Source organism: Pseudomonas sp. GW821-FHT02H09, from assembly GCF_059421425.1.
Genome location: NZ_JBWKVA010000009.1, coordinates 195,952 through 222,479, shown reverse-complemented (window position 1 = coordinate 222,479; position 26,528 = coordinate 195,952). Strand labels below are relative to the sequence as shown.

Here is a 26,528-nt window from a genome sequence, read left to right as displayed (position 1 = left end):
AATTGGATGGAGCACACCCTGCGAGAAAAAAAATCACTACGATAATTACACTACTTTTTCTCACGATTTTTCTCCGCGTCAATTAACGATCTATATTTGTCATGCAAGGCACCGTAATTAGTTATTAGCGCAGGCACCATACTTCCAATATTTTCAAAAATAGACATTGAACCACCTTTGTAGGTCTCCAGATCCACCATCCAGCCGTCGTGCAAAGTAGCAAAAGCATTAAATCCTGGAACTTTATTTAGCATATTACTTATAGGCGTACCATGACAAACCGAATAAAAGCTATCACACCCTATCACCTTGTTAAGCCCAATATTTTTACCTTCTCGCATCAGGGCATCTTTTAGCTCTAGCGGAACAAAGTCATTTTCTGCAGTATCAAACTGAGGCCCTGCTTGTCTATCCACCCCAGGCCGAACATCCGGCCCACGCCCAGCCGAATACTGATACAACTCCATCAATGCGCCCGTTGCCGCGATACTCATCCAAGCATCCTTATCTTTTCCACTCAACACCCCGTTCAGCGCAGTATTGGCGGCATAAGCTTTAAGTCGCTCGCCATAATCCACCACTTGATAATTCCCTTCCGGCGTTAAGGTTCGACCCCAACTATCGGTATAGGCCGCACCAAACCCGGCGATCACCGCGCCTGTGGCATATCCCTTCAAACTGTCTTCGCTGGTCACGTCTTTCACGACGTTGCCCAGGTTGCCTTTGTTGTTGATGGTACTGACTGCTGCCGTTCCCGCCATGGACGAGAGTGCTGTGGTGACCATGACATTCCCCCACCCAGCCGCCGCAGTCCCGACCGCCGTACCCGCCTGTACCATTGCAGTAGAGCCAGCAGCGGCCATTGCTGAGCCAGACCCGGCACTGGCCCCAGCCATAGTGCCCAAGGCTCCACTGGCGGCCCCTGCCGTCAGTGCGGTGACCACGATGATAATCGCCAACATTGCCCCCTGGCCGAGCCCGGAGTTGCTGTATTTGAAAGAATCATGCACCTCCTGCACTTGCCGCCAATCCACATCCCCACGCTTCTCGGCGTCTTTCAACCAGGCCAACTGCGGGTCGGCCTTGACCATCACATCAATGGTCTGGCTGATGGTGTGCTGGTCGAGATGCTTGATATCGACCTTCAGCCCATTGGCCGCCTGGATTGCCAATTTTCCCTGAGCTACCATTTCGGTCTGGCGCAACGTCTCATCGGTATTGCCTTTGCCCTTGGCGCTAGTCCATGCCAGGTCGCTTTTGCTCTTCTCGTGACTCTCCTGATGCAGGTCTTTAACCGCCTCAAACGTCACTGTCCCGCCGCTTTGTAGCCTCAGGTCGTTGCCGCTTTCCAGCTTGGCCACCTGGTAACGCTGATCCCCGCCACTTTTGAGTGACAGATCACTGCCCGCATTGATTTCACTGCCAACATGGGTGACCTGGGTCACCTCATCGCGCTGGGTCTTCTTGCTGCCCCAACTGCCTTTTTTCTTCATGTCGTACAGCGAGTAGTCGCTGTCTTGCGCGGCCAGCAGTTGGAGTGTGTCGCCTGCCACCAGGTACGCTTCGTTTCCAGCATTGACCCGGCTGGAGATCAGAGTCATGTCCTTGCCGGCACTCAGCGCAACGCTACCGCCCGCCGTCAGGTTGGTAGATACCTGGCTGACGTGGTCTTCCTGACTGGTGACCTTCTTGCTCTTGCTGTACGAGTGCTGTTCATCAGCGGCCAAGGCCAGGGTCAGGTTTTCGGTGGCGGCCATGGCGATGTCGCGTTTGGCGTCGATCTGGCTGGCGATGGCGATGAGGTCACGGCCGGCGTTGATCGTCAGGTCGCGGCCGGCTTCAACGCTGGAGCCGTTTTGGGTGATGGTTTGATCGCGGTGGTTGCTGCCGCGCGCGTTGCTAACGATCTGCTCGGCGGAGGTGATGTTGACGTCTCGACCGGCGTTGATCGTGGTGTCGGCGCCGCTTTTCAGGACACCGCCGCTGTTGTTGACGTCGCGGCCGGCGTTGAGGGTCAGGTTGTTGGCCGCTTCAATACGAGCGGCGTTGTCGACGAAGTCACGTTGCTCGCTTTTGTAGCCGGTGCTGCTTTGATGGGTGGTGACGGTACGCTCGTTGATCACATCGCCATTGATGGCGGTCAAGCTGACATCGCGACTGGCAATGATGCCCCCCGCCTTGTTGGTGAGGTTGTTACCCGCCAACAGATCCAGACGATTACCGGCCTCTACCGGGCCGCTGTTGACCAGGTCGTTACCGGCTGCAGCGGACAGGTTGTTGCTGGCGCGCAAGGTACCGACGTTGTTCAGGTCCTTGCCTGCGATCAGGGTGACATCGCTGCCCTGGATCAGGGCACCGTTGGCGGCCAGGCGGTTGTTGGCGTTGGCCAGGTACAGCACCGGCACCAGCACTTGCTCGCCATTGACCTCGGCATTTTCCATCCAGACGATGTCATGGGTCAGGGCCGCGACTTGTTCGGAGGTGAGAGTCACGCCGAGCGCCAGGTTAAGTTTGTCCTTGCTGGCGATGGCATTGTTCATCAGGGACTTGAACAGTGCTTCGTCCGAGGTCTGACCATCGATGAAGCGTTGGCCGGTGCGGGCGACCACCGCCTGCTGAATCAGTTTCTGTTCGTAGAAACCGTCACCCAGGCGTTTGGCGCTTTGATCCGGGTCGTAGCCGAGGTTCGCCAGCAGGTAATCCGAACTCATGAATTGCTTAAGGTCGGTGAGTACCGGGTTGGTTTCGATCAGGTATTTGTGTGGGTTGGACACAACAGTGCTGGCCGGTAAACCCTGGACACGATTGACCGTAAAGGCCATGGAGCGGCCGGGCAATACAGCACCCGATAGGTCTGCATCTGGCGCGCTGGCAATGATTGCGCGGGCATCAACACCAACGTTGACGACCTGACGATCAGTTGGACTCAGATCAACGGCGCTGGCAGAAACCTGAGCGATGCTGCCCAGCTGGATTTCCCGCGCCTGACTGGTAGGCAGTGGTTGCTGGCGCTGCGCCGGTGTGAGGCTCGCGCCGCCCATGGTCCAGCTTTGCGGGCCGCTGGCGACGGGTGTGCTGCTGTCTTGTCCGCTCAGGCGGAACAAACCATTCTGGCCGGTCGGTAGGCTGAAACCCGGCAGAGCCAGCGGATTGACTTGCTGCTGGGCAAGGTCTGGCGGCAATTGCTGGTTAAGCGTGATGCGGGTCGAGTACTGGCTCCCCGAGGAACCGGTGCCGGTTCTTGGACCACTGCCGACGTAGTTGTAGCCGGGCCGTACCACGCTGTTGTCGATGTTGTTCTGGGCACTGATGTTGACCGCATCGGCCGCCTGAATCACGGCGGCGTAGCTTTGGTCGCTGGAAGCGATTTTTTCGGTCTTGCGAAACTGGGTCAGTTCAGTTTCGGTCATGCCGATAAAGCGGCTCATCCCCGCCTCAAGCCCACTCAGGTCATTGACGTTGTAGCCACTGCTTTGATACCAGTACTTGTTGTTGAAGGCACCAGCCGCGCTATACCAGGGCCGTGCATTCCTAGTGCGCTCAGAGACAAATACCCGTGTGGCTTCGGTTTCACCCGTCTCGATACCGCTGTTTGTCAGGTTGGCGAGCATTGCCGTCAGACTGCCGCCGGTGGCGATGGTGCTGCTTTGGTTGAGCAAATCCCCGCCGTTGATGCTCAGGTTTCCGCCCGCCGTGATGCTGGAAGCGGCGCTGGCAGCGGTGACCTCAAATTTATCGCGCTGCACGATCTCCCAGACATGGTTTTGCTTGCCGCGGCAATCGCCGGCATTGACCCCTTCGATACACCCGACTTCGCCAATCCTGGCGGTGTAGATGCCCTGATTGTTGGTGGTCAGCACCGCACGGATATTCTGAATCGTGTTCGCCGCCAGGCTCATGCTGCCGTCGCTCTGAATCGATGCAGAACTGTTGACGATGCTGCCGGCCAGGCCGCCGCTCCCATCACGATCAATGTTGAGATTACCGAGGCTGTAGATGTTGGCGTAGCTGTTGTTCAGGGCATTGACCCGAAGGCTCATGTCGCCGCCGCTGAAGATCAGTCCGTGATCGTTGACCAGTGAGCCGGTGGTGACGGTCAGTTGCTGTCCGCTGCCCAGCGTCCCGAGGTTATTGATCGCGCCTGCGGTCAGATTCAGGTTAGCGGCCGAGGTCAGGCGACCAGCGTTGGTGAGCTGGCCACCGACGTTGATCGTGGTGTCACCACCACCGGCGATGCTGGAGGCCGCGTTAAGGCTCAGTTGCGCGGCACTCAGGCCGAGCGTACCCAGGCTGCTGACCCGACTATTGCCCCAGTAAGTGCCTCCCAGATTCAGACTCAAGCTGCCATCACTGGCGATCAAGCCGTCGTTGTACCAATTGCCGCCACTGCCGACGAAGCTGTTGGAGGCCAGTAGTTGGCCATCGGCGGTCTGGCTGAAGTTGTTGACGTTGACGTTCAGGCGCCCGGCCTGGATCACGCTGCTGTTGGCCCAGCTGTCGGCGTTGAGGGTCAGGCCGCCGCGGGTGACGATGCTGCCACCGGCGCCGGTGACGTTGGCCGTGGAGATGTCGAAGGTGCCGTTGCCGACGTGCAACAGACTGCCGCCGCCATTGAGAAATCCGCCGACACCCAGGCTCAGGTCGGTGTTGGCGCTTTCCAGGGTGCCGTTACGGTTGTCGAACAGGCCGCCGATCTGGAAACTGGTGTTGCCACTGGTGCCCAGGGCACGCAGTTGACCGTTCTGATTGTCGAGGCTGGCGGCCTTGATCGCGAGGGTGGTGTCGCTCTCGATGATGCCCAGGTGATTGTTCAGAGCCCCGGTGAGATTGAGGTCGATTTGGTTGCCGGCGATCTGGCCGTCGTTGTCGACGTTGTTGCCGGTGACGCTGACCCGACCTTTGGCGTAGAGGCTGCCGTTGCGGTTGTCGAAGTTCGTGGTAGTGACGATCGCATCGCCCGTTTGCGCCGAGATGCGCCCGCCATCGTTATCGATACCGCCTAGCGCGGTCAGGTTCAGACGATGGGCCTGAGTGATGCCACCCTGGCGGTTGTTGTTCAGGTCGTAACCGTTTTTCAGCACTCCGGTCAGGTGAGCTGTGAATGCACCTTGCAGGCTAGAGAGCACGCCCCCTCGATTGTCGAAGTTGCCGGCGCTGATGGCCAGGACACCCGCCTTGGCCAGGATCCTACCGCTCTGGTTGTCGATATCGTCGCCTACGGTGAGTCTCAGATTGCCCTGACTTTGTAGTGTGCCCTTGGCATTGGCGAAGCTGGCGGCGTGTACTTGCAGGCCACCGTTTTGACTGTAAATCAGACCGTCGCTGCTGTTCTGCACCGCGCCGCCGGTGGTGAGAGTCAGTTGATCGTTGGCCGCGACCGTGCCGCGATTGCGGTTATCCAGGCCGCCGGTGAGTAACGTCATCACTCCTTGGCTGCCGAGTTGGCCACCCTGGTTGTTGATCTGTGTCGAGCGCTGAACAACCAGAGGGCCCGCGCTGGAAAGCTTGCCGTTGGTGTTGTTCAAAGCACCGAGCAAGTCGAGGGTGACTGCGCCGTTGCCCACCAGAGTACCGTTGCTGTTGTCCAGCGTGGTGCCGGTGAAACTGAGCGTTTGTTGCGCGTTGACGGTGCCGCTGGCATTGCCCAGGGTCATTGCCTGCATGGCCAGGGTTGCACCGCTATCGATCAAACCGCCCTGGGTGTTGTTCAGCTGACCGTTGACCGTCAGGATCTGGTCGCCGCCGCTGGAAAGAATGCCGCCGTTGCTGTTATCAAGGCTCACCGCAGTGACAGTCAGGGCTTTCTGGCTGACCAGCGCGCCTGCGCCGCTGTTGAAAATGGCGCCGCTGACATTCACGTCCGCATCGCCGTCGCGACTGGACAGCGTGCCTTTGTTACGGTTGTCGAGGCTCGCGGCATTCACGCTCAGCCCCTGCCAGCCGGAGATCAGGCCGCCCTGGTTGAGCACATTGTCGGCATTCACTGTCAGCAGGTTATTGCTGATCAGTTTACCGGCGCTATTGTCCAGCGTGCGGGCGCTCAGGTTGACGCTCTGGCTGCTGGAGATTTCACCGCTGTGGTTATTCAGGTCACGCAGGTGGTTGATGCTTAGCCCGCCGGCGGTGGTGATCAGGCCGGCGCTGTTGTTCAGGTCGCCGGTGGCCACACCGAAGTCGATGGCAATGGCGCTGCCCAGCAGGGAACCATTCTGGTTGTTCAGACCGGCGCTGTTGATGTTCAGCGCGGTCGTGGCGTTGATCAGGCCCTGATTCTGGTTATTCAACTGACCGTCGATATTCAGGTCGAGGTTAGCGCGGCTGGTCAAGGTGCCGCCGCTGTTGTCCAGGCTGGAGGCCTGAGCGTCGAGGGCCGCAGCGGCGATCAGGCCTTTGACGTTGGTCAGTGCCTGATTGATGCGCAGGGTCAGACTTTGGTTGTTTAACAGCTTGCCGTTGCTGTTATCCAGGCTCTGGGCCGCCAGTGTGAAGGCTTGGGCACTGGAGATTTCACCGCTCTGGTTGTTGATGCCATTGAGGTTATTGAGCATCAACAACGGCGCGTTGATCAAACCGTTCTGGTTGTTCAATTGACCGTGGTTCAGGTTCAGGTTCAGCGAGGTCTTGCTGAACAACTTGCCGCCTTGCTGGTCAAGACCGGTAATGCTGGCGGTCAGGGCTTTGGCACTGCCGATGCTACCGGTTTCCTGGTTGGTCACTTGTGTGGCCGTGAGATCAAGGCTGTCGCCGCTGTTCAGACGTCCGCCGTGACTGTTGTCAAAAGCACCGGTGTTGACGACTACCGCACCTTTGCCGCTGATGCTGCCCTTGTTGCGGTTGTCGAGGCTGGCGCTCTTCAACTCGAGACTGGCCTCAGTGACTATCTCGCCCCCTTGGTTGGCGACCGAACCTGCGCTGGTGAGCGTCAGCGCACCCGCACTGGAAACGCGGCCCAAGGTGTTGGTCAGGCTGGCGGTCTTGATGCCGAGGATGCCTTCAGCACTGAGCAGGCCCTGGCTGTTATCCAGATCGCCCGTGAGATCGACATTGAGGTTTTTCTGGGTAATCAGCGAGCCGCCACTATTGTCCAGACTATTGCCCGTCAAACTCAGCCCGGCCTTGCCCGAGAGCAGGCCTTTGGTGCGGTTGATCACCTGGTCAACCGTCAACGCCAGCACGCCATCGGCAAACACCTGGCCGCCGTCGCTGTTGTCCAGCGTGTTGCCGATCAGGGCCAGGTCAGCCTTGCTCGATAGCTCGCCGCCACGGTTGTCGATAGAACCCACCTTCAGTTGCAGCGCGCGGGTCGCGCCGACCAGACCGCCCTTGCGGTTGTCGAGGCTGACGCCCGCCAGCTGGAGCCCGCCGGTTGCAATCAGTTGACCGCCCTGATTGCTCAGGGTGGTGACGTTGGCCGTGACCTGCGTTTTACCGGCGACTTGGCCGTTGCTGTTGTTGAGGTTAGCCGCGCTCAGTTGCACGTCGCCGTCGGCAATCAGCGTCCCGCCCTGATTGACCAGCTGGTTTTGTACCCTCATCCCCAGCGTGCCGTGGCTGCTGATCAGACCCTCGGTGTTATTCAGGCTGGCGCTGTGAATGTCGAGGGTCTGCGCTGAGATTCGGCCTTTGACGTTGGTCAGTGCCCGATCGATGTGCAGGGTCAGCCCTTGGATGCCGATCAGTTTGCCGTTGCTGTTGTCCAGGCTCTGGGCCGCCAGGGTGAAGACCTGCTCGCTGGAAATCTCACCGTACTGGTTGTTGACGTCCTTGAGGTTTTTCAACATCAACAGCGGCGCGTTGATCAGGCCTTTCTGGTTACTCAATTGGCCCTGATTCAGATCCAGGCTCAGCGAGGTCTTGCTGAATAGCTCACCGCCTTGCTGATCGAAACCGGTGACGCTGGCGGTCAGTGCCTTGTCGCTGGCAATCCGGCTGGTAACACCGTTACTGACCTGGGTCGCGGTCAGATCGAGGATGTCGCTGCTGATCAAGCGACCACCCTGGGTGTTGTCGAACGTGCCAGTGGTGACGCGAGTCGCACCCTTGCCGCTGAGCAAGCCGTTCTGGCTGTTGTTCAGGCTTTGACTGCTGAGGGTCAGGTTACTATCGGTGCTGATCGAACCGCTCTGGTTGATGAGCGCGGCGCGGGTGATCAGCGACAGCGCGTTGGCACTTGTCACACTACCCGCCGAGTTATCCAGGCTGGCGGCGCTGAGATTCAATGTGCCTTCACTGCTGATCAGGCCTTTGATATTGCTCAGAGCCTGGTCCAGACGAATGTCCAGACCTTGCTGGGTGACAAGGCTGCCACCGCTGTTGTCCAGGCTCGCGGCCTTCAAGGTCGTGTTCCCAGCGCTGGAGACTTCACCAGTGTGGTTATTCAAGTGGCCGAGGTCGGCGGTGAGATTGCCATTGCTGCCGATCAAGCCTTGGCTGTTGAGCACCTGATCAGCTTTCAAGTCCAGCGTGGCGTTGCTCAGCACCCGACCCTTGTTCTGATTGTTCAGCGTCGCGGCGGTAATTCTAGTGTTTTGCTGGGCACTCAAGGTCCCTGCCTGGTTGTTCAGGGTCTGCGCAGTGTTAACCGTCAGGTTGCGGCTGGCCACCACGCTTTTGCCGGCGTTGTTGAGGTTTTGTGCGCTAAGGCTGACGTCGCCGCTGGCGTTGCGACTGGTGTCGGCGTTGACCCCGGCTTCGATGAAGCCGTTGTTGGTCAACTGGCCGCCGCTGCTCAGCGTGATGCTGTCGCGAGCAGCGAGGGTTTGCTGGTTGGTCAATGCGCCTTGGGTTTGCACATTCAACGCGGTGCCGGCGTAAACCGGGCCTTGGGCATCGAGGCTGGCGGCTTTGACATTGACCGCGCCAGCGGCGGAAGTCTGGGCGATGCTCAGATGACCGTTGGCATCGATCTGAATATCACCACCACTGGCGGCCACACTGCCGGCGAGCCTGACGCCGACGCCCGCCTCGGTGCCGACCAGTTTGATCACCCCGGCGTACATGCCACCCAAGGCCGAAGAGTCGATGGCCAGTGCCGGCGCATCAGCGGGGCTGGCGGCGCGCAGTGTGGGGTTGAGGCTTTGCGCGTCGACGTCGTTACGACCGGCGACAATGGTCAGGTTTTTCGCCTGGATCTCGGCGTTGATTTTCGCCGAGCGAGTGATGATTTCGAAGCGGTCGACATTGTCCGCATTGAGCCCTGCGCCGTCGATGGAGACGCTGCCCTGGTCAACCTGGAAGCGGTCCAGACGACCGTTATCCAGCACCGGTTTGCCGGTACTCAAGGTCACCCGCGGCGTATTGATAAAGCCGCAACCGTTGCAGCTGATGCCGTAGGGGTTGGCGACGATCACCCGCGCCGACTGCCCCGCCACTTCAGTGTAACCGCGCAACTGGCTAGGGCTGCCACCATTGACTTCGTTGAGGATAGTGTTGGCGGCGGTGCCCTTGAGGTTCGGGTTGCCGAGGATGATCCCACCCAGTTGGGTGGTTTGCGTGCGGTTAGTGGCGTTGTTGAGAATCACCCCGTTGGCACCAACGTTGTAGTCATGGAACTGGTTGTGCGACAGACCGCTGGCATTCGGCGCGGCGATGTTGACGATCGGTACGCCATTGCCTGCTTGTCCAAGGTTGGTGCCCGGTGCGCTGACGACGATACCGTTAGCCTGAGCCAGCAGCGGTTGCCAGAACATGGCGTTGGCCAGGATGAATGCCAGACCGCGTTTGGGTATCCCGCAGAAACGCTCGCGGGAAATCAGGGCCGCAGAAGGCTGGCGGGCCAGGAAGGCCAGTTGACGAACATCCATATTCGAAGTCTCGGAAAAGCGAAAATTAAATGAACAGGTCCAGGCGGAAATAGATCGGCGCTTCGCGCTCGGTCAGGGTATCCGGGCGTTCCAGGGAGTGGGCGAAGGTCACGCTGGCGGCCAGGTGCTGACCGCGAGCGAACAGCTCGACGGCGTTACTGGACATCCGCCCGTGTTGCTCGCCGTTATAGCGATCGTGCTGGATCACGCCCTGGTCGTAACCCAGGCTGGTGCCGTACTCAGCGAACACCGGGCGCATCCACGCCCACTTCACCGGCCGGCTCCAGCGCAGGTCGTTGCGCCAGTAGCCGCCGCTGTCACCGGACAGCGACTGGTCCTTGTAACCGCGGATCGACGACAACCCGCCAAGGCTGGTGCGCTGCGGGCTGAATAGCACGTCCTCGCTGCGCTGGCCGGTCATCAAACTGCTGAAGCTCAATGACTCGCCCCAGAGTTTGAATGGCTGCAAGTAGCTCAGGGTGCCGGTGTATTTGCGGTACCGCGCATCCGGCTCGCCCGGGCCCGGGTGACCATTGCTCTGGGCATCGAAGGCACCGATCCCTTTCTGCATGCCGAGGTCGAGGTTGACGAACCCACTGCCGATCCGCCGCCCGTGGTTGATGCCGAACTGCGCTTCGCTGAGACGGTTACTGCTCAGCGCCAGCTTGCTGTCTTCGATGAAGTTGTTGGTGCGCAGGTAGGCCAGGCCAGCGCTGAGCGAAGTCTTGCTCAGGGCGTCGCGGTGGATCACCCGCTCAGCGCGCAACTGATGGTTTTCGCTGTCGCCGGTCTGCTTGAAGTTGAAACCGTTGGCCTGCGCTTGTGAGCGGTATTCACTCTGGCTGTAGGTGTAACTGAAATTCCACCACCCCCATGGCAGGTTGTAATAAAGCATGGCGTTGTTCGAGGTATGTTGATGATCGCTCACCGCATCGTGGCCACCGCGTAGCATCAACTGATCGGCCAGACCCAGCGGGCTGTCCCAATCCAATGTGGTGCCCCACTGCTGTTCGCCGGTGCTTTTCTGGCCATCGTTACTGCGCGACAAGCCTGCGCGCCAGGGCTTTTGCGGCGTGCTCTTGACTAGCACCTCGCTGCCGCCGACTGCTTTGCCGGGAGCCAACTCCATCTGTGCCTGATTGGAGGGCAGTCGATTCAATTGGTCGACCAATTGCTCGATCTCCCGAAGGTTGAGCAACGTCCCGGTTTTGCCTGGAAAGGCCATGGCCAATTCACGGTCCGACAGCTTGCTGTCCTGCGCACCCTTGAGACCTTCGAGCTTGCCCTCGACCACCGACACGCTCAGGTGACCGCTGGAAAGATCCTGTTGCGGCAGATAGGCACGGCTGGTGACCAGACCTTTCTCAATGTAGTGATCAGTGATGACCTTGAGCAGTTCGTTGAGCTGAGTGACGCCCAGGCACTGGCCGATATAGGGTTTGAGCAAATGATCGCGCTCAGCGGCAGACAGGCTGTCCGCGCCCTTGAGTTCGATGTCTTTGATGGGGAAGCAGCGGGTATCGACGGGTATGGTGGGGGTGGCGGTGGGTACGACCTCTTTGCCCGGCAGCTCTTTGAGTTCTTCGAGACGTCGGCGCTGCTCTTCGAGCAGTCGATCCTGGCGGTCGCGGATCAGCTCTTGCTCACCCGGGGTGGGTGCGGCGCTTGATGGATTTATCGTACTTAGGCAGAGTAAAACCAGGCACAACCTCGCCCTGAGCGCAGGTCTTAACATGTTCAATCCCTCGATACGATAAATTCAATCGAGAGACTAAACGGCCAAAGATTCACACTTCTATCAGGTGCTTCTGAAAGGACGCGAGGAAATTTCCTATCAAGTAAGCGCTGGCACTAGCAGGATAGTGTCAAATATTGATATCGGATCACGACCGACTTTAGCGCTGAAGGGCTTTCACCTATTGCGGCAAGCTTCGGCTGTAGGATTGGTCCATCGAGCGGCAGATGAGGGCGCAATGCTAAATTGTGTTCCACCTAAGACCCCATAGGACGCGTTCCTACAGACCAAGGAAAATTCTGCGTTCGCGATACGACAAACCGGGTCAGAACACCTTTTTCGTTCTGAGCAACCTGCCCGTCTGGACTTGTCCCCTGGAAGAAGCCACGGCCAAACGCGAACAACAGGCCAAGGAGCTGGCGCAGCTTGCGATCTTTTGATCAAAAAAAACCGGACAATGTCCGGTTTTTTTAATGAATCACCGCAGCTTTATTCAGCGGCCGGTGCTTCTGGCTTGCGGCGCTTGAGCGGCGCCATGCCGTCCTTGCTGACCAGCGACAGGGCGTCGGTTTTCGGTCGGTTGGCGATCTTGCGCTTGGTGGGTGCCTTGGCGCCGGTTTTCTTCTTCTCGCCTTTGGCGTCGGTCTTTTTCTTCTTCACGCCAACGGCTTTACCCGAAGCCTTGACCTTTTTCGGTCCGCCGTAGGTGCCTTTGACTTCCTTGATGGTACGGCGCTCGAAACTCTGCTTCAGGTAGCGCTCGATACTCGACATCAGGTTCCAGTCGCCGTGGCAGATCAGCGAAATGGCCAGGCCATCATTGCCGGCGCGACCGGTACGACCGATACGGTGAACGTATTCGTCGCCGCTGCGCGGCATGTCGAAGTTGATCACCATGTCCAGACCGTCGACGTCCAGGCCGCGAGCGGCGACGTCGGTGGCCACAAGAATTTTCACGCCGCCCTGCTTCAGACGGTCGATCGCCAGTTTGCGGTCTTTCTGGTCCTTTTCGCCGTGTAACACGAAGGCTTTGTATTCCTGTGCCACCAGTCGGCCATAGATACGGTCGGCCATGGCGCGGGTGTTGGTGAAGATGATCGCCTTCTGATACGTCTCGTTGGCCAGCAGCCAATTGACGATCTGTTCTTTGTGCTGGTTGTGGTCAGCGGTGATGATTTGTTGACGGGTGGTGTCGTTCAACTGGCTGACGGCATTGAGCTGCAAGTGCTCAGGGTTGTTCAGCACCTTGGCGATCATCTCGCGCAGGCCCGAACCGCCGGTGGTGGCGGAGAACAGCATGGTCTGCTGACGGTTGGTGCATTCGTCGACCAGACGCTGTACGTCTTCGGCAAAGCCCATGTCGAGCATGCGGTCGGCTTCGTCGAGCACCAGCACTTCGACTTCTTTCAAGTCGAGGTTGCCGGCGTTCAGCTGCTCGATCATCCGGCCCGGGGTGCCGATCAGGATGTCCGGCACCTTGCGCAACATGGCAGCCTGGACCTTGAAGTCTTCGCCGCCAGTGATCAGGCCGGATTTGATGAACGTGAACTGCGAAAAGCGTTCAACTTCCTTGATGGTCTGCTGGGCCAGCTCGCGGGTCGGCAGCAGGATCAGGGTTTTGATGCTGACGCGGACTTTGGCCGGGCCGATCAAACGGTTGAGGATTGGCAAAACGAATGCAGCGGTTTTGCCGCTACCGGTTTGAGCCGTCACCCGCAGGTCACGCCCTTGGAGCGCGAGCGGGATAGCCGCTGCCTGCACAGGCGTTGGCTCGACAAATTTAAGCTCGGCCACGGCTTTGAGCAGGCGTTCGTGCAGGGCGAATTCGGAAAACACGGGTGCTACCTCGAAGAAATACAAAAAAACAGCTGCATAGGGTAACGGTTTCGAGCGCCAAGGCCGAGTTTCTTTGTTCAAACGGCAGCAAACAGATGCTTTTTTGTTAGCGACTTTGTCCCGGAACGTAACTTTGGTGGTCTTAAATGCTCTAATCGACCCCTCTGGTCCTACACAAGAATCGTTTTGGCATATGGATATCAAACAGCTCTGGCTCAACGCCCAAGACCTTTGGGGGGCTCTCGATCAGCATCCACTCCTGCACTCCGGCCTGGCGCTGGCGTTGCTGTTAGTGATCGCGTTAGGCCTCGGACGAGTGGCACGCTATCTCATTTTGCATGCAGTCAAATTGCTCGGTCGACAACCGGCGTTGCATTGGCTCAACGATTTGCGGCACAAAAAAGTCTTTCATCGCCTGGCGCAGATGACGCCGTCGCTGGTGATCCAGTTCGGCCTGAACCTGGTGCCGGAGTTGAGCAAGGCCAGCCAGCATTTCCTCGGCAACGTGGCGCTGGCCTTCACCATACTGTTCCAGTTGTTGGTCTTGAGCGCCCTGCTCAACGCCTTGCTGGATATCTACGCACGCACCGATCACGCCAAGACCCGCTCGATAAAGGGTTACGTGCAATTGGCAAAGATGGTGCTGTTTGTCTGTGGCGCGATCATCATTATCGCGACGCTGATCGACCGCTCGCCGCTGCTCCTGTTATCCGGTCTGGGTGCAATGTCGGCGGTGATTTTGTTGGTCTACAAGGACACCTTGTTGTCGTTCGTCGCAGGCGTACAGCTGACCAGCAACGACATGCTGCGGGTCGGCGACTGGATCGAAATGCCGCAAGTCGGCGCCGACGGCGATGTAGTGGACATCACCCTGCATACCGTCAAAGTGCAGAACTTCGATAAGACCATCGTCTCGATTCCGACCTGGCGTTTGATGTCCGGGTCGTTCAAGAACTGGCGCGGCATGCAGCAGTCCGGCGGTCGGCGGATCAAGCGCAGCCTGTTCATCGACGCCAGTGGCGTGCGCTTTCTGCATGATGAGGAAGAACAGAAACTGACCCGGATCCGTTTGCTGACCGACTACATCGGCCGTAAACAGGCGGAGCTCAAAAGCTGGAACGAAGCCCAGGGCAATGTCGCGGCGATGTCGGCCAACCGTCGGCGCATGACCAACATTGGGACGTTCCGCGCTTATGCATTGGCTTATCTGAAGAGTCATCCGCAGATTCAACCCGGCATGACCTGCATGGTCCGGCAGATGCAAACCACCGCCCAAGGCGTTCCGCTGGAGATTTACTGCTTCACCCGCACCACCGTCTGGGCCGATTACGAGCGAATCCAGGGTGATATCTTCGATTACCTGTTGGCGGTTTTGCCGGAATTTGGTTTGAGCGTGTATCAGCAACCGAGCGGCAATGATTTGCGCGCCGGGTTGTTACCGGCGGTGTTGGGGGCGGGCTACATCCCCGAATCTGAAAAGCGTTCGATGTAATAACGCTGCCCTTGCAGGAGCAAGGCTTGCCCGCGATGAACGATGACGTGGTGTATCTGACAGTCCCACCTTCGAGCAATGACGATAAAGGTCGCGATGACCACGCAACCGCCCGGAGTGATCGACTTGGGAAAGCTAAAGTCGTACAGAGGAGACGCGTTATAGATTCGCCAACCACTGGTCACCATCAACAGCACGGCCAAAGCATTCAACCAATGAGTCAACCTTAGCCACCGGGGATGGCTGATCACCGGATGCGCAGAGGTAGCGCTGGTCGATGTAGGCAGCGCTGACATGATCGGCTCCAAGCGTTAGATTTGTAAGAATTATGTAGACCTACACATCCCTAAATCCTCACGTAAAGTTAAATTAAACGTGATAATGCAAAATTGCACTCCCTTGACCACCTGATTGCATCGGTACTGACCGCTCGTTTGCATTGCACTTGACCAGGCGTTTGCATTCGATCTGCCCACCGATTGCATCGGATTTGACCAGCACACTTCTTAACCATGATCGGCAAAGAGTTGTCCATTGCTGCCGATGGCGATAGGCGACAAACGGCCAGAACCAATCTTTGACGACATCCTCATCGCGTACTGCCCGCGCTAAAACCAGGGCCACCTGCGAACCATCCCGTTCTGCTTTATTCCTCAGCGGCATGAATCATATGCCCACCCCCCACGTTCCGCAGGCCCGCCTGGACCAGCAAGATAGCCCCAGCACTCTTGCTAACCCATTCAAGGAAACTGCGATGACCACTTTCACTCGTCACACCATCGACACCGCCCCTGCTGCCTCCAAGCCCGTTCTGGAAGCTGTGCAGAAAGCCTTCAGCTTCGTACCCAACCTGCAAGGTCATATGGCGGAGTCGCCTGAACTGCTGGCAGGCTATAGCCAACTCTGGGACCTGTTCGGTAAGAGCACACTGACGCCCCACGAACAGCAAGTGGTCTACCTGACCTCCAACTTTGAAAACAACTGCCACTACTGCATGGCAGGCCATACCACCCTGGCCAAGATGATCGAGATGTCCCCCGACGTCATTGCCGCCCTACGCGCTGGCAGCGTGATCCCCGATGCTCGGCTGGAAGCCCTGCATGTTTTCACCACCGCCGTTGTACGCAATCGCGGCTTCGTCGACGACGCAGGCATCGAAGCGTTCCTGGCGGCAGGATTTACCCGCCGTAACGTGCTGGAAGTGGTACTGGGTGTGGCCACCAAGGTGATGAGCAACTACACCAACCACCTGGTGCACACGCAACTGGACCCGTTCATGAAAGGCAACGAGTGGACCAAGCCAGTTTGAACCCTGCCCATTAGCAGCCATTCCACCAGCCCGCACGCGGGCTGGTCTCAAGGAGGCCTCATGAACGAGCGTACTTTTCTGATCACCGGCGCCAGCAAGGGTATTGGTCGTGCGTTAGCGCAAGCTTTGGCTGACGCAGGTCATCTGGTCGTGGGCATTGCCCGGCAGGCCGAGGGTGTCGATTTTCCAGGTGTATTGGTACCGGTAGACCTTGGCAATCGCAATGAAACCGAGCAGGCACTTGCCGCTCTGACTCGTCAATATGCGTTCGATGGCCTGGTGAACAACGTCGGCCTGGTCCGCCCGCAATTGCTGGGGGAGGTCGACCTCGACGATTTCGATGCCGTCATGCGGGTGAATCTGCATTCAGCTATCCAGGCCACTCAAGCGCTGCTGCCAGGCATGCGCGAGCGCGGCTGGGGACGAATCGTCAATATTTCGAGCCTGACCGTACTGGGCATCACCCACCGTACTGCGTATGCCGCCGCTAAGGCTGCGCTTATCAGCTTTACCCGATCGTGGGCACTTGAACTGGCCACGACTGGCATCACCGTCAACGCCGTTGCACCCGGCCCGACCGAAACAGAACTGTTTCGCGCCAACAATCCTCCCGGCAGTGAGGGCGAAACCCGATACCTTTCAGGGGTGCCAATGGGACGTTTCGGCCAGCCCGAAGAGATCGCGGCGGCCATCGGTTTCTTGCTATCCGAGAGCAGCGGATTCATCACGGGGCAAACGTTGTTCGTTGATGGCGGCGCTTCCATCGGCAAAGCTGCTTTCTAGACGGGGTTGATTTGTATAGACCTTGTTGAGATAAACCACTGCGCTGCGAGCGAAGCTATCTGCTTCGCTCGCGTTTTGTCGTGGCCTTTTTTATTTTCCTGTTCGCTTGGAGTACCGATGGATCGATTGGCAGCAATGGAAACGTTCGTGAGCGTACTTGAAGCAGGTTCTTTTTCAGCGGCGGCGCGGCGACTCAACCTGGGCCAACCTGCGGTATCGAAAACCATTGCACAACTCGAAGACCGCCTCGGCGTACGCCTGTTGCTGCGTTCTACCCGTGGTTTGACGCCGACCGAAGCGGGTACTGCTTTTTATGAGCGTGCCAAGCGTGCCATCGAGGAAGCCCACGAAGCCGACCTCGCGGCGCGTGGTGCGGGCAGCGACCTGCATGGCACGTTGCGAGTCTGTGCAGCGGTGACTTTTGCTCGGCTGCATGTGTTGCCTTATCTGGGCCAGTTCCTTACAGCTCATCCCGGCCTGAACATCGACATCGTGCTGGACGACCGCACCGTCAATCTGGTCGAAGAAGGGATCGATGTCGCGCTGCGTATGGGAGCGTTGGCCGACTCCAACTTGATAGCGCGCAAGATAGGCGAATGCCAGCGCCTGGTATTGGCCACCCCCGCCTATGTCCAAACCCATGGCATGCCCGCCAACCCTACCGAGCTGGCTCAGCATCAAGCGGTCATTTTCGCGCAGGCAGGCGGCGGCGAGCACTGGTCTTTCAAGCAAGGCAGTACCGTGCAATCGGTCACCGTCAGTGGGCGTGTGCGCGTCAGCGCAGCGGAGGGAATTCGCGCAGCCGTACTGGCGCATCTGGGTGTCGCCATGACGTCCCAGTGGATGTTTGCCGCCGAGTTGGCCAGCGGAGAAGTGCAGCCGTTATTGGAGCAATGGCAGCTGCCGCCGCTGGACCTGTGGGCGGTATTTCCCACGGGTCGCCTGGCCAGTGCCAAGGCGCGGGCTTTCGTCGATTTTGTCGAAGGGCTGATGGGTCGTCAGAATGCACCATGAGAAAGGCCGCCCGAAGGCGGCCTTGAAGGGATATCAACCGCGTAACGCGGGCAACAGCTCGGAAGGCTCAGGGCGCAGGGTGTAGTCGGGGTTGACCTCGGCATAACGAATGATCCCGTCCTGGCCGATGACGAAGCGGCCTGGCATCGGCAACGTCCAGCTTTGGTCGCCGTTGATGACCGGCAGATTGTTGCCCAGGCTCAGATAGAGTTCGGCCAGGTAGTCCGGCAGCTTGAAGCGCAAGCCGAATGCGGCCGCGACTTCATTGCCGCTGTCGCTGAGGATGGGAAAACCCAGTGCATTCTGGCGTTGCGATTTGCGGCTGTTGGCCTGGCTCTGCGGCGAGATCGCGACCAGGCTGGCACCCTGCTCCTTGAAGGCAGGCAGTGCCGCCTCCAAGGCTTGAAGTTCCATGTTGCAATACGGGCACCACACACCGCGATAGAAGCTGATCACCAGCGGGCCTTGGGCGAGCAGCTCCGTCGACGAGACCAGATTGCCCTCGGCGTCCGGCAGGCTGAACACCGGCGCGGTATCCCCGGCCTTCAGCGCTCGTTCGGCCTGGCCGCTGGCAATCAGCTCGGCCGTGGCCCGGTGCATCACGGCGTGCACTGGAGCGGGAGCATTGTAGGGAGGCTTGCCGGCAACGAAGTCGGCCTTGAACGCATCCAGTTTGGCTTGAAGGGTCATGAGTGTTTCCTCGGTAGGTTGATGTGTCGAGGCTCATGATCGCTAGAGGACGGTTGCGCCAGTAGAGAGCTGCCCGGCATAGCAAATATGCCCGGCCGGAATGCCCTCCCCCTATTCCCTCCCGGAATGATTCATATCGCCACTGGCTGTCTGCCCGACCTTCCACGACCTCAGCACAATGGCCTCCATCGTAGCCACTGGCACGAGGCCTGTGACGCTCAAGTCACAGCGCCTGTATTCACTTTCCAGCGAGGAATCCATCATGTTGATCGTTCATGCGTTCGCCACCCCCAACAGCGTCAAGGTGCCTATCGCCCTCGAAGAATTAGGGCTCGACTATCAACTGCTGCCGGTGAACATCCGCCAGGGCGAGCAAAAGCACGAGGCCTTCGTTGCGCTGAATGCCAACACCAAAGTGCCGGTGTTGGTCGACACCGACGCTAGCAATGGCCAAGGCCTGGTGCTGACTGAATCCGCCGCCATCCTGCTCTACCTGGCCGAGCACTACGGCAAGCTCTTGCCCACCGACGGCGTGAAGCGCGCCAAGGTCTTTGAACAAATGTTCTTCCATGCCAGCGCCCTGAGCCCGGCTTTCGGTCAGTCCGGCTACTTCCAGAAACTGGCCAGCGAGCCGAATCCGGCCGCTGTTGCCCGGTTTCACGGCGAGGCCAAGCGTACGTTGGCGGTACTGGATGGGGTACTGGCGGACAACACATTCGTCGCAGGCAACGAGTTTTCCATCGCCGACATCGCGCACTTCGGCTGGCTATGGCGCAAGGATTTTGCCGGCGTGGACTTCTCGGCAAGCCCCCACGTCGAGCGCTGGTACAACGCCGTGAGCCAACGACCGGCCGTACTGCGCGGCATCCAACGTACCAACGCCCTCATTCCCCAGGCTTGATCGACACAGGACTGCACACCATGAGCAATCAACCGCTGTTCACTGCTACTACCGTTGGCCCTTTCACACTGGAACATCGCGTCGTCATGGCCCCATTGACGAGAATGCGCTCCAGCGCCGGCAATGTGCCCAATGATTTGATGGCCGAGTACTATGCCCAGCGCTCGACGCGGGGCGGCCTGATCATCGCGGAAGCCACGCCCGTCTCGCCCTACGGTTTTGGCTATGCCGGTTCACCCGGCATTTTCACCCAGGCGCAGGTCGATGGCTGGCGCAAGGTGGTCAACGCCGTGCACGTCAAGGGCGGGGTGATATTCCTCCAACTGTGGCACGTGGGGCGCCAATCGCACTCGCTGCTGCAACCGGGCGGCGTCGATCCGGTGGCGCCCTCGGCGATTCAGGCAGAAGGCGATGCCTACACGCCAACAGGTCCCGTGCCGTTCGGCATGCCCCGAGCGCTCGAACTTGACGAGATACCGGCGATCATCGAGTCGTTCCGACTTGGCGCAGAGCTTGCCAAGGAAGCAGGATTTGATGGTGTTGAAATCCATGGAGCCAACGGTTATCTGCCTGACCAGTTTTTGCAAGATGGCACCAACAAACGAACCGATGCCTATGGCGGTCCGATTGCGAACCGCGCTCGCCTGATGCTGGAAATTACGCGGGCAGCGATCTCAGTCTGGGGTCATGGTCGAGTCGGGGTGCGACTGAGCCCGTCAAGCAGCTACGGCTCGATGCATGACAGCAACCCCAAGGCCACATTTGGCTACCTGGCCGAACAGCTCGATAGCCTGGCACTGGCGTATCTTCATGTCGTCGAGCCACGCATCAAAGGCAATGAAACGATCGATGAGCATGCAGAACCTATCGCGGTTCAATACCTGCGTACTTTATTCAACGGTCCGATCATCGCAGCAGGAGGATTTCACCTGCAAAGCGCCGAGACGCTCCTGTCCCAAGGCGATGCCGACCTCGTCGCCTTTGGTCGCGCATTCATCTCCAACCCTGACTTGCCTAAGCGACTGCGTGACGGTATCCCGCTGAACACCTATGACCGGGACACGTTTTACGGTGGCGATGCGGGTGGCTATACAGACTATCCATTCATTGATGAGCGGATCGTCAGGGCATAGAGACAACGTCGGCGGATTATGCGGTAATCCTGTACTGATAATTTCTACGCAGCTAAGCGTTGGGTCGCCATCAGTTTCAGCTTTGGGCAGTTCTCTGCAGGTCCTCATTACGGCGTGCGCTGGTCAAGTCGAATGCAAGTGGTTGGTCAGCACGGATGCAATTGACTGGTCAGTGGCAATGCAAATGAGTGGTCAAGTCCATGCAATTACGCATGATAACTCCCAAGCCAATTGCAGACGTCATAAGTCAGCCGAATCAGAGGGTGCAGAGGCGTACTCGCCACGCGCATGGGGTTGAACGCGAAAGTCGGCGAACAGACTGTGATGCCAGATTACCAGGCCAAAGCTGACGCCTTGACTGGATTGCACAACCGGTGCTGCATGTACGGGGAATTTGAAAGCGCGATCAACAAGGCACAACGTGAGCAGTACCAACCGTGGAGAGCAGGCGCGTGCCCCTCTCTATTTCGCAAAAACAGCCCAGAGAAACAACTATGCAATCCAAGGATCACTGGGAAAACGTCTACATGACCAAAGCCGCCGATGAGGTTAGTTGGTTTCAAGAGCATGCCGCACTCTCACTCAAGTTGATTCGAGAGGCAGGCGTACCGCTTACGGCTTCGATCATTGATGTTGGCGGCGGCGCATCAACGCTGGTTGATGATCTCTTGGCTAACGGCTATGAAAACGTCACGGTGCTTGACCTCTCCGGGGCAGCGCTTGCCACGGCAAAAACCAGGCTCGGCGTCCAGGCTTCGAAGGTACAGTGGCTAGAAGCCAATATCATCGAAACCAGGCTTGATTCGAACGCCTACGATGTGTGGCATGACCGGGCCGTATTTCATTTTTTAACCACGGCACAAGAGCGACATGCATATGTCCAGGTGGTGCTAAGGGCGGTTAAACCTGGCGGTCTGGTCATCGTGGCAACCTTCGCAGAAGATGGGCCAAGCAAATGCAGCGGCTTGCCGGTAATGCGTTACGATGCCGATGAGCTTCATGCCGAATTTGGTGAGCCGTTTGTCATGCTTGGGCATGAAAAAGAGTCTCACCATACACCAGGGGGCAATGAGCAGAAGTTCGTTTACTGTTTTTGCCGCAAGGTAATCTGAGAGGCCTTGCTGAGTACGATGTGCCAGCCTGCGAACTTCATCAGCAACCACTGCAAAGCAGCGTCCCGCCTCCCCTGCCCTTGCTGCCTCAATGGCGGCATTCAATGCCAAGAGATTCGTTTGCTCGGAAATACTGCAAATGACTGCCAGAATCTGTCCGATATCCGCTTCGCGTAACGCCTCGGTAGTCAGTTCGAGCATCCGCTTGTCTTGCCGCAGGCAAGAGCCTGATCCCTGTTGGCATGAGTGTCGAAGTCTTGACTCTGCACCTATCCCGTCAATGCCATAAGAGCACCTGAACCACACGCAGGTCTCGACACCATCACGACTGACACAATCCAATCGCCGTGATAACGAGCATTAAGGGCTTTTCAATCGTGCGGCACAAGAATAATGTAGAGAAACAAACTATTTTTGAATGTATCTCTACATGAAAAATTGGCTCACTTTGATCCTTGGCCTACCGACCGCAAACGCCACCGAGCGTATGCGCGCCTGGCGTGCCCTGAAAGCTTTCGGAGCTGCGGTGTTACGCGATGGTGCCTATCTGTTGCCGGACACCAGCGCCTGTCGTGAAGCGCTGGCCTCTGTCGAGCGCGATATCCTGGCCATCAATGGCACCGCTTACGTCCTGCCTGTCGTCGACCCCAATGGCGAACGCTTCGTAGAGTTGTTCGACCGCAGTGATGAGTACAGCAAGCTAGGCGCTGAGATCGAAGCCTGCCGGGCACAGCTCAATACCGAGAATGCACTGGCGTCCACCAGGCAGATTCGCAAGCTACGCAAAGCCTACGAACAACTGACCACTATTGATTACTTTCCTGGCAAGCCGAAGCAGCAGACCGACTCGGCGTTGCAGGAGCTTGAGAGCGCTGTCAGCAGAGCGTTGTCTGCAGACGAACCCCACAGCCGCGACCAGCCAATAGTGCCGCTGAGTCCAGGTGACTTTCAGGGACGCGTATGGGCAACTCGTCAGCGGCCCTGGGTCGACCGACTGGCTTGCGCCTGGCTGATTCGACGCTTCATTGACCCACACGCTCGGATCCTCTGGCTGAATAGCCCACAAGACTGCCCAGCCGATGCGCTGGGTTTCGACTTCGATGGCGCAACTTTCAGTCATGTCGGCAACCGAGTGACCTTCGAAACCCTGCAAGCCAGTTTTGAAATCCAGGAGCCCGGTCTGAGGCGCATTGCTGCCCTGGTGCACTACCTCGATGTCGGGGGGATCCAGCCAGTGGAGGCTGCCGGCATCGAACGGGTGCTGGCAGGGCTACGCGAAACCATTCCCCATGACGACCATCTGCTGGCGGCTGCCAGCGCCATCTTCGACGGCCTGCTCGCAGCGTTTGTGAATGAGGAACAACCCAATGAATAAGGTTTCCCCATCAGTCGTTGAAGAGGATCTGCCAAGACCTGAGGCGGTCAGTTTGCGTGAGGCATTCTGGTTCTGGCTCAAGCTCGGTTTCATCAGTTTCGGCGGGCCCGCGGGACAGATTTCGATCATGCACCAGGAATTGGTCGAGCGGCGGCGCTGGATATCGGAACGGCGATTTCTGCATGCCCTCAACTACTGCATGTTGCTTCCTGGGCCGGAGGCTCAACAGCTGGCAACCTACATCGGTTGGCTGATGCATCGAAGCTGGGGTGGAGTGATCGCCGGGGGGCTGTTTGTACTGCCCTCGCTGTTCATCCTGATCGCGTTATCCTGGATGTACATCGCCTTCGGCGAAGTCCCGGTGGTGGCCGGACTCTTCTATGGCATCAAGCCCGCTGTAACGGCCATCGTGGTGCAGGCGGCGCATCGAATCGGCTCGCGCGCACTGAAGAACAATTGGCTGTGGGCCATAGCGGCGGCGTCGTTCGCGGCGATATTTGCATTTGATGTGCCCTTTCCGCTGATCGTGCTGAGTGCGGCATTGCTCGGCTACCTGGGTGGCCGTTTTGCTCCCGAGAAATTCAGGATCGGAGGCCATGGCACAGCCAAAAAATCCTATGGCCCGGCCTTGATCGATGACGACACTCCATCCCCCGACCATGCCCGATTCAGCTGGTCAAAACTGGCGCTGCTGGCACTCGTCGGCGCAGCGCTGTGGGCGCTGCCGATGGGGATCCTGACCACGCTGTTTGGCTGGGAGGGTACCTTGACCCAGATGGGTTGGTTCTTTACCAAGGCCGCGTTGCTGACCTTTGGTGGCGCCTATGCAGTGCTTCCTTATGTTTACCAGGGCGCAGTCGGGCACTATGGCTGGCTGACCCCGACACAGATGATCGATGGCCTGGCGCTGGGGGAAACCACGCCTGGGCCGCTGATCATGGTGGTGGCTTTCGTCGGTTTTGTCGGCGCCTATGTCTCGCAGGTGTTCGGTGCCGATCAGGTATTTCTGGCCGGTGCCCTCGCGGCCTCGCTGGTGACCTGGTTCACCTTCCTGCCTTCGTTCCTGTTCATTCTCGCCGGTGGCCCGCTGGTGGAGGCGACTCACAACGAACTCAAGTTCACCGCGCCGCTTACCGGGATTACTGCGGCGGTAGTGGGGGTAATTCTCAATCTGGCGGTGTTCTTCGGCTATCACGTGCTGTGGCCCAAAGGGTTCAGCGGCCCCCTCGACTGGCCCTCTGCGCTGATCGCCATTGCCGCCGCGATTGCCTTGTTTCGCTTCAAGCGTGGCGTGATTCAGGTACTGATGGCCTGTGCGCTCATTGGTTTGGCAGTGCATCTGCTGCGTTAGCGAGCGTGGGGTGATCAACAGTTCTCTGGCGGGCATCGGGCCCGCCAGATCACCCAGCCTACAGCGTTAGGCAGGAGGTGTTCCATGAGGTGGATTACTCGCGAACGACCCAAGATCGACCGTATTGCCTGTCCCTGGCTGATCACCCGTTTCATCGACCCCGAGGCCGAGTTTTTGTACGTGCCCAGCAGAGAGGTTCTGCAGATTGCCGCTGAGAAAGACGCAACGCCTTACGATATTCCGGGTGTTGAGCTTTCCCACGAAGGAGAGCTATGCAGCTTCGATGCGTTCCTGAAGAAGTATCAGCTCAGTGATCCCGCCTTGCAGCATTTGGCCAGAATCGTGCGCGGCGCAGATACCTCCCGCCTCGACCTGACGCCGCAATCGGCCGGGCTGTACGCGATTTCACTGGGGCTATCGCAGCGCTATGCCGATGACCACGAAATGCTGGCACAGGGTTTGATCATGTATGACGCGCTGTATGCCTGGTGCAAGGAGTGTCAGGGCGAGTCGCATAACTGGCCTGCGCAGATGTGAAGAGGCTTGTTCACACTGCAGCCCAGAGCTGGGCCAGGCTCATGATCAGCGGAACACTGAACGTTCTAATCCTGCATGACTGGGACAAAGGCAGGGCGATTGAACCCGCCCTGCCCGAGCAGAAGAGGGTCTCATGAACATACGGCACAATCGACGTTTCGCTCTGCCAGTCCTCGCCGCCCTGTTGACTGCGCTACCCGTTATGGATTTCGCAAGCCTTCGTTACTGTCAGGCGGCAAACGAGCCGCCGACTAGCGACTTGCCACTGAGGCACGTCACCGACATTCCATTGCCCGGTGGCGCCACTCGGCTCGACTACGAGAGCTACGATCCAGAGCGCAAGCTGTTGTTCATCGCACATCTTGGTGACGGCGAAGTTATCGCCTTTGACATACGTGAGTCCCGCGTCGTTGGGCGCATTGCGAACGTCTCGTCGGTACACGGTGTGCTCGCTATTGCTGAGTTGTCGCGCGTCTATGCGTCGGCGACAGGCACCAACGAAATCGTTGCGATTGACGAAGCGACCCTGGCTGTTGTCAGTCGCATACCGGGCGGCATCTATCCCGACGGCATGGCTTATGCGCCCGATGTTCACAAGCTTTACGTATCGAACGAAAACGGCGAGACCGAAACGGTGATCGACGTACGCACCAACATGCGTATTGCGACGATTCCGTTGGGAGGTGAAGTCGGCAACACACAATATGACCCGGTATCACGACACATCTTCGTCAATATCCAGACACGTCGGCAACTTATCGAGATAGATCCCGCGACCGACCAAATCGTGGCGCGCATTGATCTGCCGGGCGCGCGTGGCAACCATGGCTTGTTGATCGATCCGCGTGACCGGCTTGCCTTTATCGCGTGCGAAGGTAACGACAAGCTTCTCGTACTGGACATGCACACGATGCGGATTATCCAGGAGTTCGATACGGGGGGAACCCCTGATGTGCTTGCGTTCGATCCTGTGCTGAGCACACTTTATGTGGCCGCAGAGGCCGGCATTGTGTCGATGTTCCACGTCAAGGACACAGTCGTCACGAAAGTCGGCCATGGCAGCGTGGGCCCGCATGCGCACGTCGTTGCCGTCGATGCCGCGACGCACCGTTCGTATTTTCCGCTCAAGGATATCGACGGGCACCCGGTACTACGGATTATGGAGCCCCGGTAGCACATTCATGCAGCTGTCGACTCGTGAACCTGGCGAATCCATCCGGCTCGCCACCGAACCTATGGACATGCGTTCCGGCACCGACACCGCGCTGGCGCGGGTATCTCACTTTACTGGTTGTATACCGATTTTCGAGTAACCGTCCAAGGGCCTTGAGCTACAGTTGTACTGTCTCCTCTCCAGGGGTTTCAAGTCGTTCGCTTTGGCCAACGGCTTTGGGCCAGGCCTTGTCGAGGCCATGGCTGCTCACTCCGATAGTCGAGCACGACTGACTCTTGAGACA

At 58.5% G+C, this 26,528-nt stretch carries 16 protein-coding genes and 2 pseudogenes; 11 read left to right on the top strand and 7 right to left on the bottom strand.

Annotated features, from left to right (window positions below):
• Window positions 1-50 precede the first annotated feature (50 nt).
• From AC07VR_RS14970 to AC07VR_RS14960, 3 genes are all read right to left on the bottom strand, one after another.
• Entirely contained in the window at window positions 51-9,803 is a 9,753-nt protein-coding gene (locus tag AC07VR_RS14970; RefSeq protein WP_495011651.1) for a two-partner secretion domain-containing protein, read from the bottom strand.
• A 25-nt stretch (window positions 9,804-9,828) separates the two neighbouring features.
• The gene (locus AC07VR_RS14965; protein ID WP_495011650.1) at window positions 9,829-11,538 is read right to left on the bottom strand and encodes a ShlB/FhaC/HecB family hemolysin secretion/activation protein; all 1,710 of its coding nucleotides are present in this window, start codon (window positions 11,536-11,538) and stop codon (window positions 9,829-9,831) included.
• Between the two features lie 489 nt (window positions 11,539-12,027).
• Window positions 12,028-13,374: a DEAD/DEAH box helicase gene (locus AC07VR_RS14960; RefSeq protein WP_495011649.1), complete on the bottom strand. Its 1,347-nt coding sequence runs from the start codon at window positions 13,372-13,374 to the stop codon at window positions 12,028-12,030.
• A gap of 193 nt (window positions 13,375-13,567) precedes the next feature.
• Between AC07VR_RS14960 and AC07VR_RS14955 the strand changes: the two genes are divergently transcribed.
• On the top strand, window positions 13,568-14,866 hold the full coding sequence (locus AC07VR_RS14955) for a mechanosensitive ion channel family protein (protein WP_495011648.1): 1,299 nt from the start codon (window positions 13,568-13,570) through the stop codon (window positions 14,864-14,866).
• 106 nt (window positions 14,867-14,972) lie between these two features.
• Here the strand turns inward: AC07VR_RS14955 and AC07VR_RS14950 are convergent.
• A pseudogene (locus AC07VR_RS14950) lies at window positions 14,973-15,162 on the bottom strand (cytochrome b/b6 domain-containing protein); the annotation flags it as partial.
• 73 nt (window positions 15,163-15,235) lie between these two features.
• Window positions 15,236-15,529: a hypothetical protein gene (locus AC07VR_RS14945; RefSeq protein WP_495011647.1), complete on the bottom strand. Its 294-nt coding sequence runs from the start codon at window positions 15,527-15,529 to the stop codon at window positions 15,236-15,238.
• Window positions 15,530-15,620: 91 nt separating this feature from the next.
• Here AC07VR_RS14945 and AC07VR_RS14940 point away from each other — a divergent pair, with 91 nt between their 5' ends.
• From AC07VR_RS14940 to AC07VR_RS14930, 3 genes are all read left to right on the top strand, one after another.
• Window positions 15,621-16,175 carry a carboxymuconolactone decarboxylase family protein gene (locus AC07VR_RS14940; protein ID WP_495011646.1) on the top strand — a complete coding sequence of 185 codons (555 nt, stop codon included), beginning with the start codon at window positions 15,621-15,623 and terminating at the stop codon, window positions 16,173-16,175.
• 60 nt (window positions 16,176-16,235) lie between these two features.
• On the top strand, window positions 16,236-16,958 hold the full coding sequence (locus AC07VR_RS14935) for an SDR family oxidoreductase (protein WP_495011645.1): 723 nt from the start codon (window positions 16,236-16,238) through the stop codon (window positions 16,956-16,958).
• A gap of 117 nt (window positions 16,959-17,075) precedes the next feature.
• Complete coding sequence (locus AC07VR_RS14930; protein ID WP_495011644.1) at window positions 17,076-17,972, top strand: LysR family transcriptional regulator; 897 nt, start codon at window positions 17,076-17,078, stop codon at window positions 17,970-17,972.
• Between the two features lie 33 nt (window positions 17,973-18,005).
• Here AC07VR_RS14930 and AC07VR_RS14925 read toward each other — a convergent pair whose 3' ends face one another.
• Window positions 18,006-18,662 carry a peroxiredoxin-like family protein gene (locus AC07VR_RS14925; RefSeq protein ID WP_495011643.1) on the bottom strand — a complete coding sequence of 219 codons (657 nt, stop codon included), beginning with the start codon at window positions 18,660-18,662 and terminating at the stop codon, window positions 18,006-18,008.
• Between the two features lie 262 nt (window positions 18,663-18,924).
• On the opposite strand from AC07VR_RS14925, the gene AC07VR_RS14920 reads away from it, so the two are divergent.
• The 3 genes from AC07VR_RS14920 to AC07VR_RS14910 all read left to right on the top strand — a co-directional run bounded on the left by AC07VR_RS14920 (window position 18,925) and on the right by AC07VR_RS14910 (window position 21,808).
• Window positions 18,925-19,563 carry a glutathione S-transferase family protein gene (locus AC07VR_RS14920; protein ID WP_495011642.1) on the top strand — a complete coding sequence of 213 codons (639 nt, stop codon included), beginning with the start codon at window positions 18,925-18,927 and terminating at the stop codon, window positions 19,561-19,563.
• A gap of 20 nt (window positions 19,564-19,583) precedes the next feature.
• Window positions 19,584-20,696, top strand: a complete 1,113-nt coding sequence (locus AC07VR_RS14915; protein ID WP_495011641.1) for an alkene reductase — start codon at window positions 19,584-19,586, stop codon at window positions 20,694-20,696.
• Window positions 20,697-21,190: 494 nt separating this feature from the next.
• Window positions 21,191-21,808: a class I SAM-dependent methyltransferase gene (locus AC07VR_RS14910; RefSeq protein WP_495011678.1), complete on the top strand. Its 618-nt coding sequence runs from the start codon at window positions 21,191-21,193 to the stop codon at window positions 21,806-21,808.
• Window positions 21,809-21,814: 6 nt separating this feature from the next.
• Here AC07VR_RS14910 and AC07VR_RS14905 read toward each other — a convergent pair.
• Window positions 21,815-21,982, bottom strand: a pseudogene (locus AC07VR_RS14905) (methyl-accepting chemotaxis protein); the annotation flags it as partial.
• A 256-nt stretch (window positions 21,983-22,238) separates the two neighbouring features.
• On the opposite strand from AC07VR_RS14905, the gene AC07VR_RS14900 reads away from it, so the two are divergent.
• The 4 genes from AC07VR_RS14900 (at window position 22,239) to AC07VR_RS14885 (ending at window position 26,245) form a co-directional block, all read left to right on the top strand.
• Window positions 22,239-23,183, top strand: a complete 945-nt coding sequence (locus tag AC07VR_RS14900) for a chromate resistance protein ChrB domain-containing protein (RefSeq protein WP_495011640.1) — start codon at window positions 22,239-22,241, stop codon at window positions 23,181-23,183.
• On the top strand, window positions 23,176-24,534 hold the full coding sequence (chrA, locus tag AC07VR_RS14895; RefSeq protein ID WP_495011639.1) for a chromate efflux transporter: 1,359 nt from the start codon (window positions 23,176-23,178) through the stop codon (window positions 24,532-24,534). Before AC07VR_RS14900 ends, chrA begins: the two co-directional genes overlap by 8 nt.
• An 84-nt stretch (window positions 24,535-24,618) precedes the next feature.
• Window positions 24,619-25,071: a chromate resistance protein ChrB domain-containing protein gene (locus tag AC07VR_RS14890; protein ID WP_495011638.1), complete on the top strand. Its 453-nt coding sequence runs from the start codon at window positions 24,619-24,621 to the stop codon at window positions 25,069-25,071.
• Between the two features lie 133 nt (window positions 25,072-25,204).
• Entirely contained in the window at window positions 25,205-26,245 is a 1,041-nt protein-coding gene (locus tag AC07VR_RS14885; protein WP_495011637.1) for a YncE family protein, read from the top strand.
• The last annotated feature ends 283 nt before the right edge of the window (window positions 26,246-26,528 follow it).

Excerpts from the sequence above, each read along its gene's own strand:
- AC07VR_RS14970 (WP_495011651.1), bottom strand. The coding sequence starts at position 9,803 with ATGGATGTTCGTCAACTGGCCTTCCTGGCCCGCCAGCCTTCTGCGGCC.
- AC07VR_RS14965 (WP_495011650.1), bottom strand. The coding sequence starts at position 11,538 with ATGTTAAGACCTGCGCTCAGGGCGAGGTTGTGCCTGGTTTTACTCTGC.
- AC07VR_RS14955 (WP_495011648.1), top strand. The coding sequence starts at position 13,568 with ATGGATATCAAACAGCTCTGGCTCAACGCCCAAGACCTTTGGGGGGCT.
- AC07VR_RS14945 (WP_495011647.1), bottom strand. The coding sequence starts at position 15,529 with ATGCCGCTGAGGAATAAAGCAGAACGGGATGGTTCGCAGGTGGCCCTG.
- AC07VR_RS14940 (WP_495011646.1), top strand. The coding sequence starts at position 15,621 with ATGACCACTTTCACTCGTCACACCATCGACACCGCCCCTGCTGCCTCC.
- AC07VR_RS14935 (WP_495011645.1), top strand. The coding sequence starts at position 16,236 with ATGAACGAGCGTACTTTTCTGATCACCGGCGCCAGCAAGGGTATTGGT.
- AC07VR_RS14930 (WP_495011644.1), top strand. The coding sequence starts at position 17,076 with ATGGATCGATTGGCAGCAATGGAAACGTTCGTGAGCGTACTTGAAGCA.
- AC07VR_RS14925 (WP_495011643.1), bottom strand. The coding sequence starts at position 18,662 with ATGACCCTTCAAGCCAAACTGGATGCGTTCAAGGCCGACTTCGTTGCC.
- AC07VR_RS14920 (WP_495011642.1), top strand. The coding sequence starts at position 18,925 with ATGTTGATCGTTCATGCGTTCGCCACCCCCAACAGCGTCAAGGTGCCT.
- AC07VR_RS14915 (WP_495011641.1), top strand. The coding sequence starts at position 19,584 with ATGAGCAATCAACCGCTGTTCACTGCTACTACCGTTGGCCCTTTCACA.
- AC07VR_RS14910 (WP_495011678.1), top strand. The coding sequence starts at position 21,191 with ATGCAATCCAAGGATCACTGGGAAAACGTCTACATGACCAAAGCCGCC.
- AC07VR_RS14900 (WP_495011640.1), top strand. The coding sequence starts at position 22,239 with ATGAAAAATTGGCTCACTTTGATCCTTGGCCTACCGACCGCAAACGCC.
- chrA (WP_495011639.1), top strand. The coding sequence starts at position 23,176 with ATGAATAAGGTTTCCCCATCAGTCGTTGAAGAGGATCTGCCAAGACCT.
- AC07VR_RS14890 (WP_495011638.1), top strand. The coding sequence starts at position 24,619 with ATGAGGTGGATTACTCGCGAACGACCCAAGATCGACCGTATTGCCTGT.
- AC07VR_RS14885 (WP_495011637.1), top strand. The coding sequence starts at position 25,205 with ATGAACATACGGCACAATCGACGTTTCGCTCTGCCAGTCCTCGCCGCC.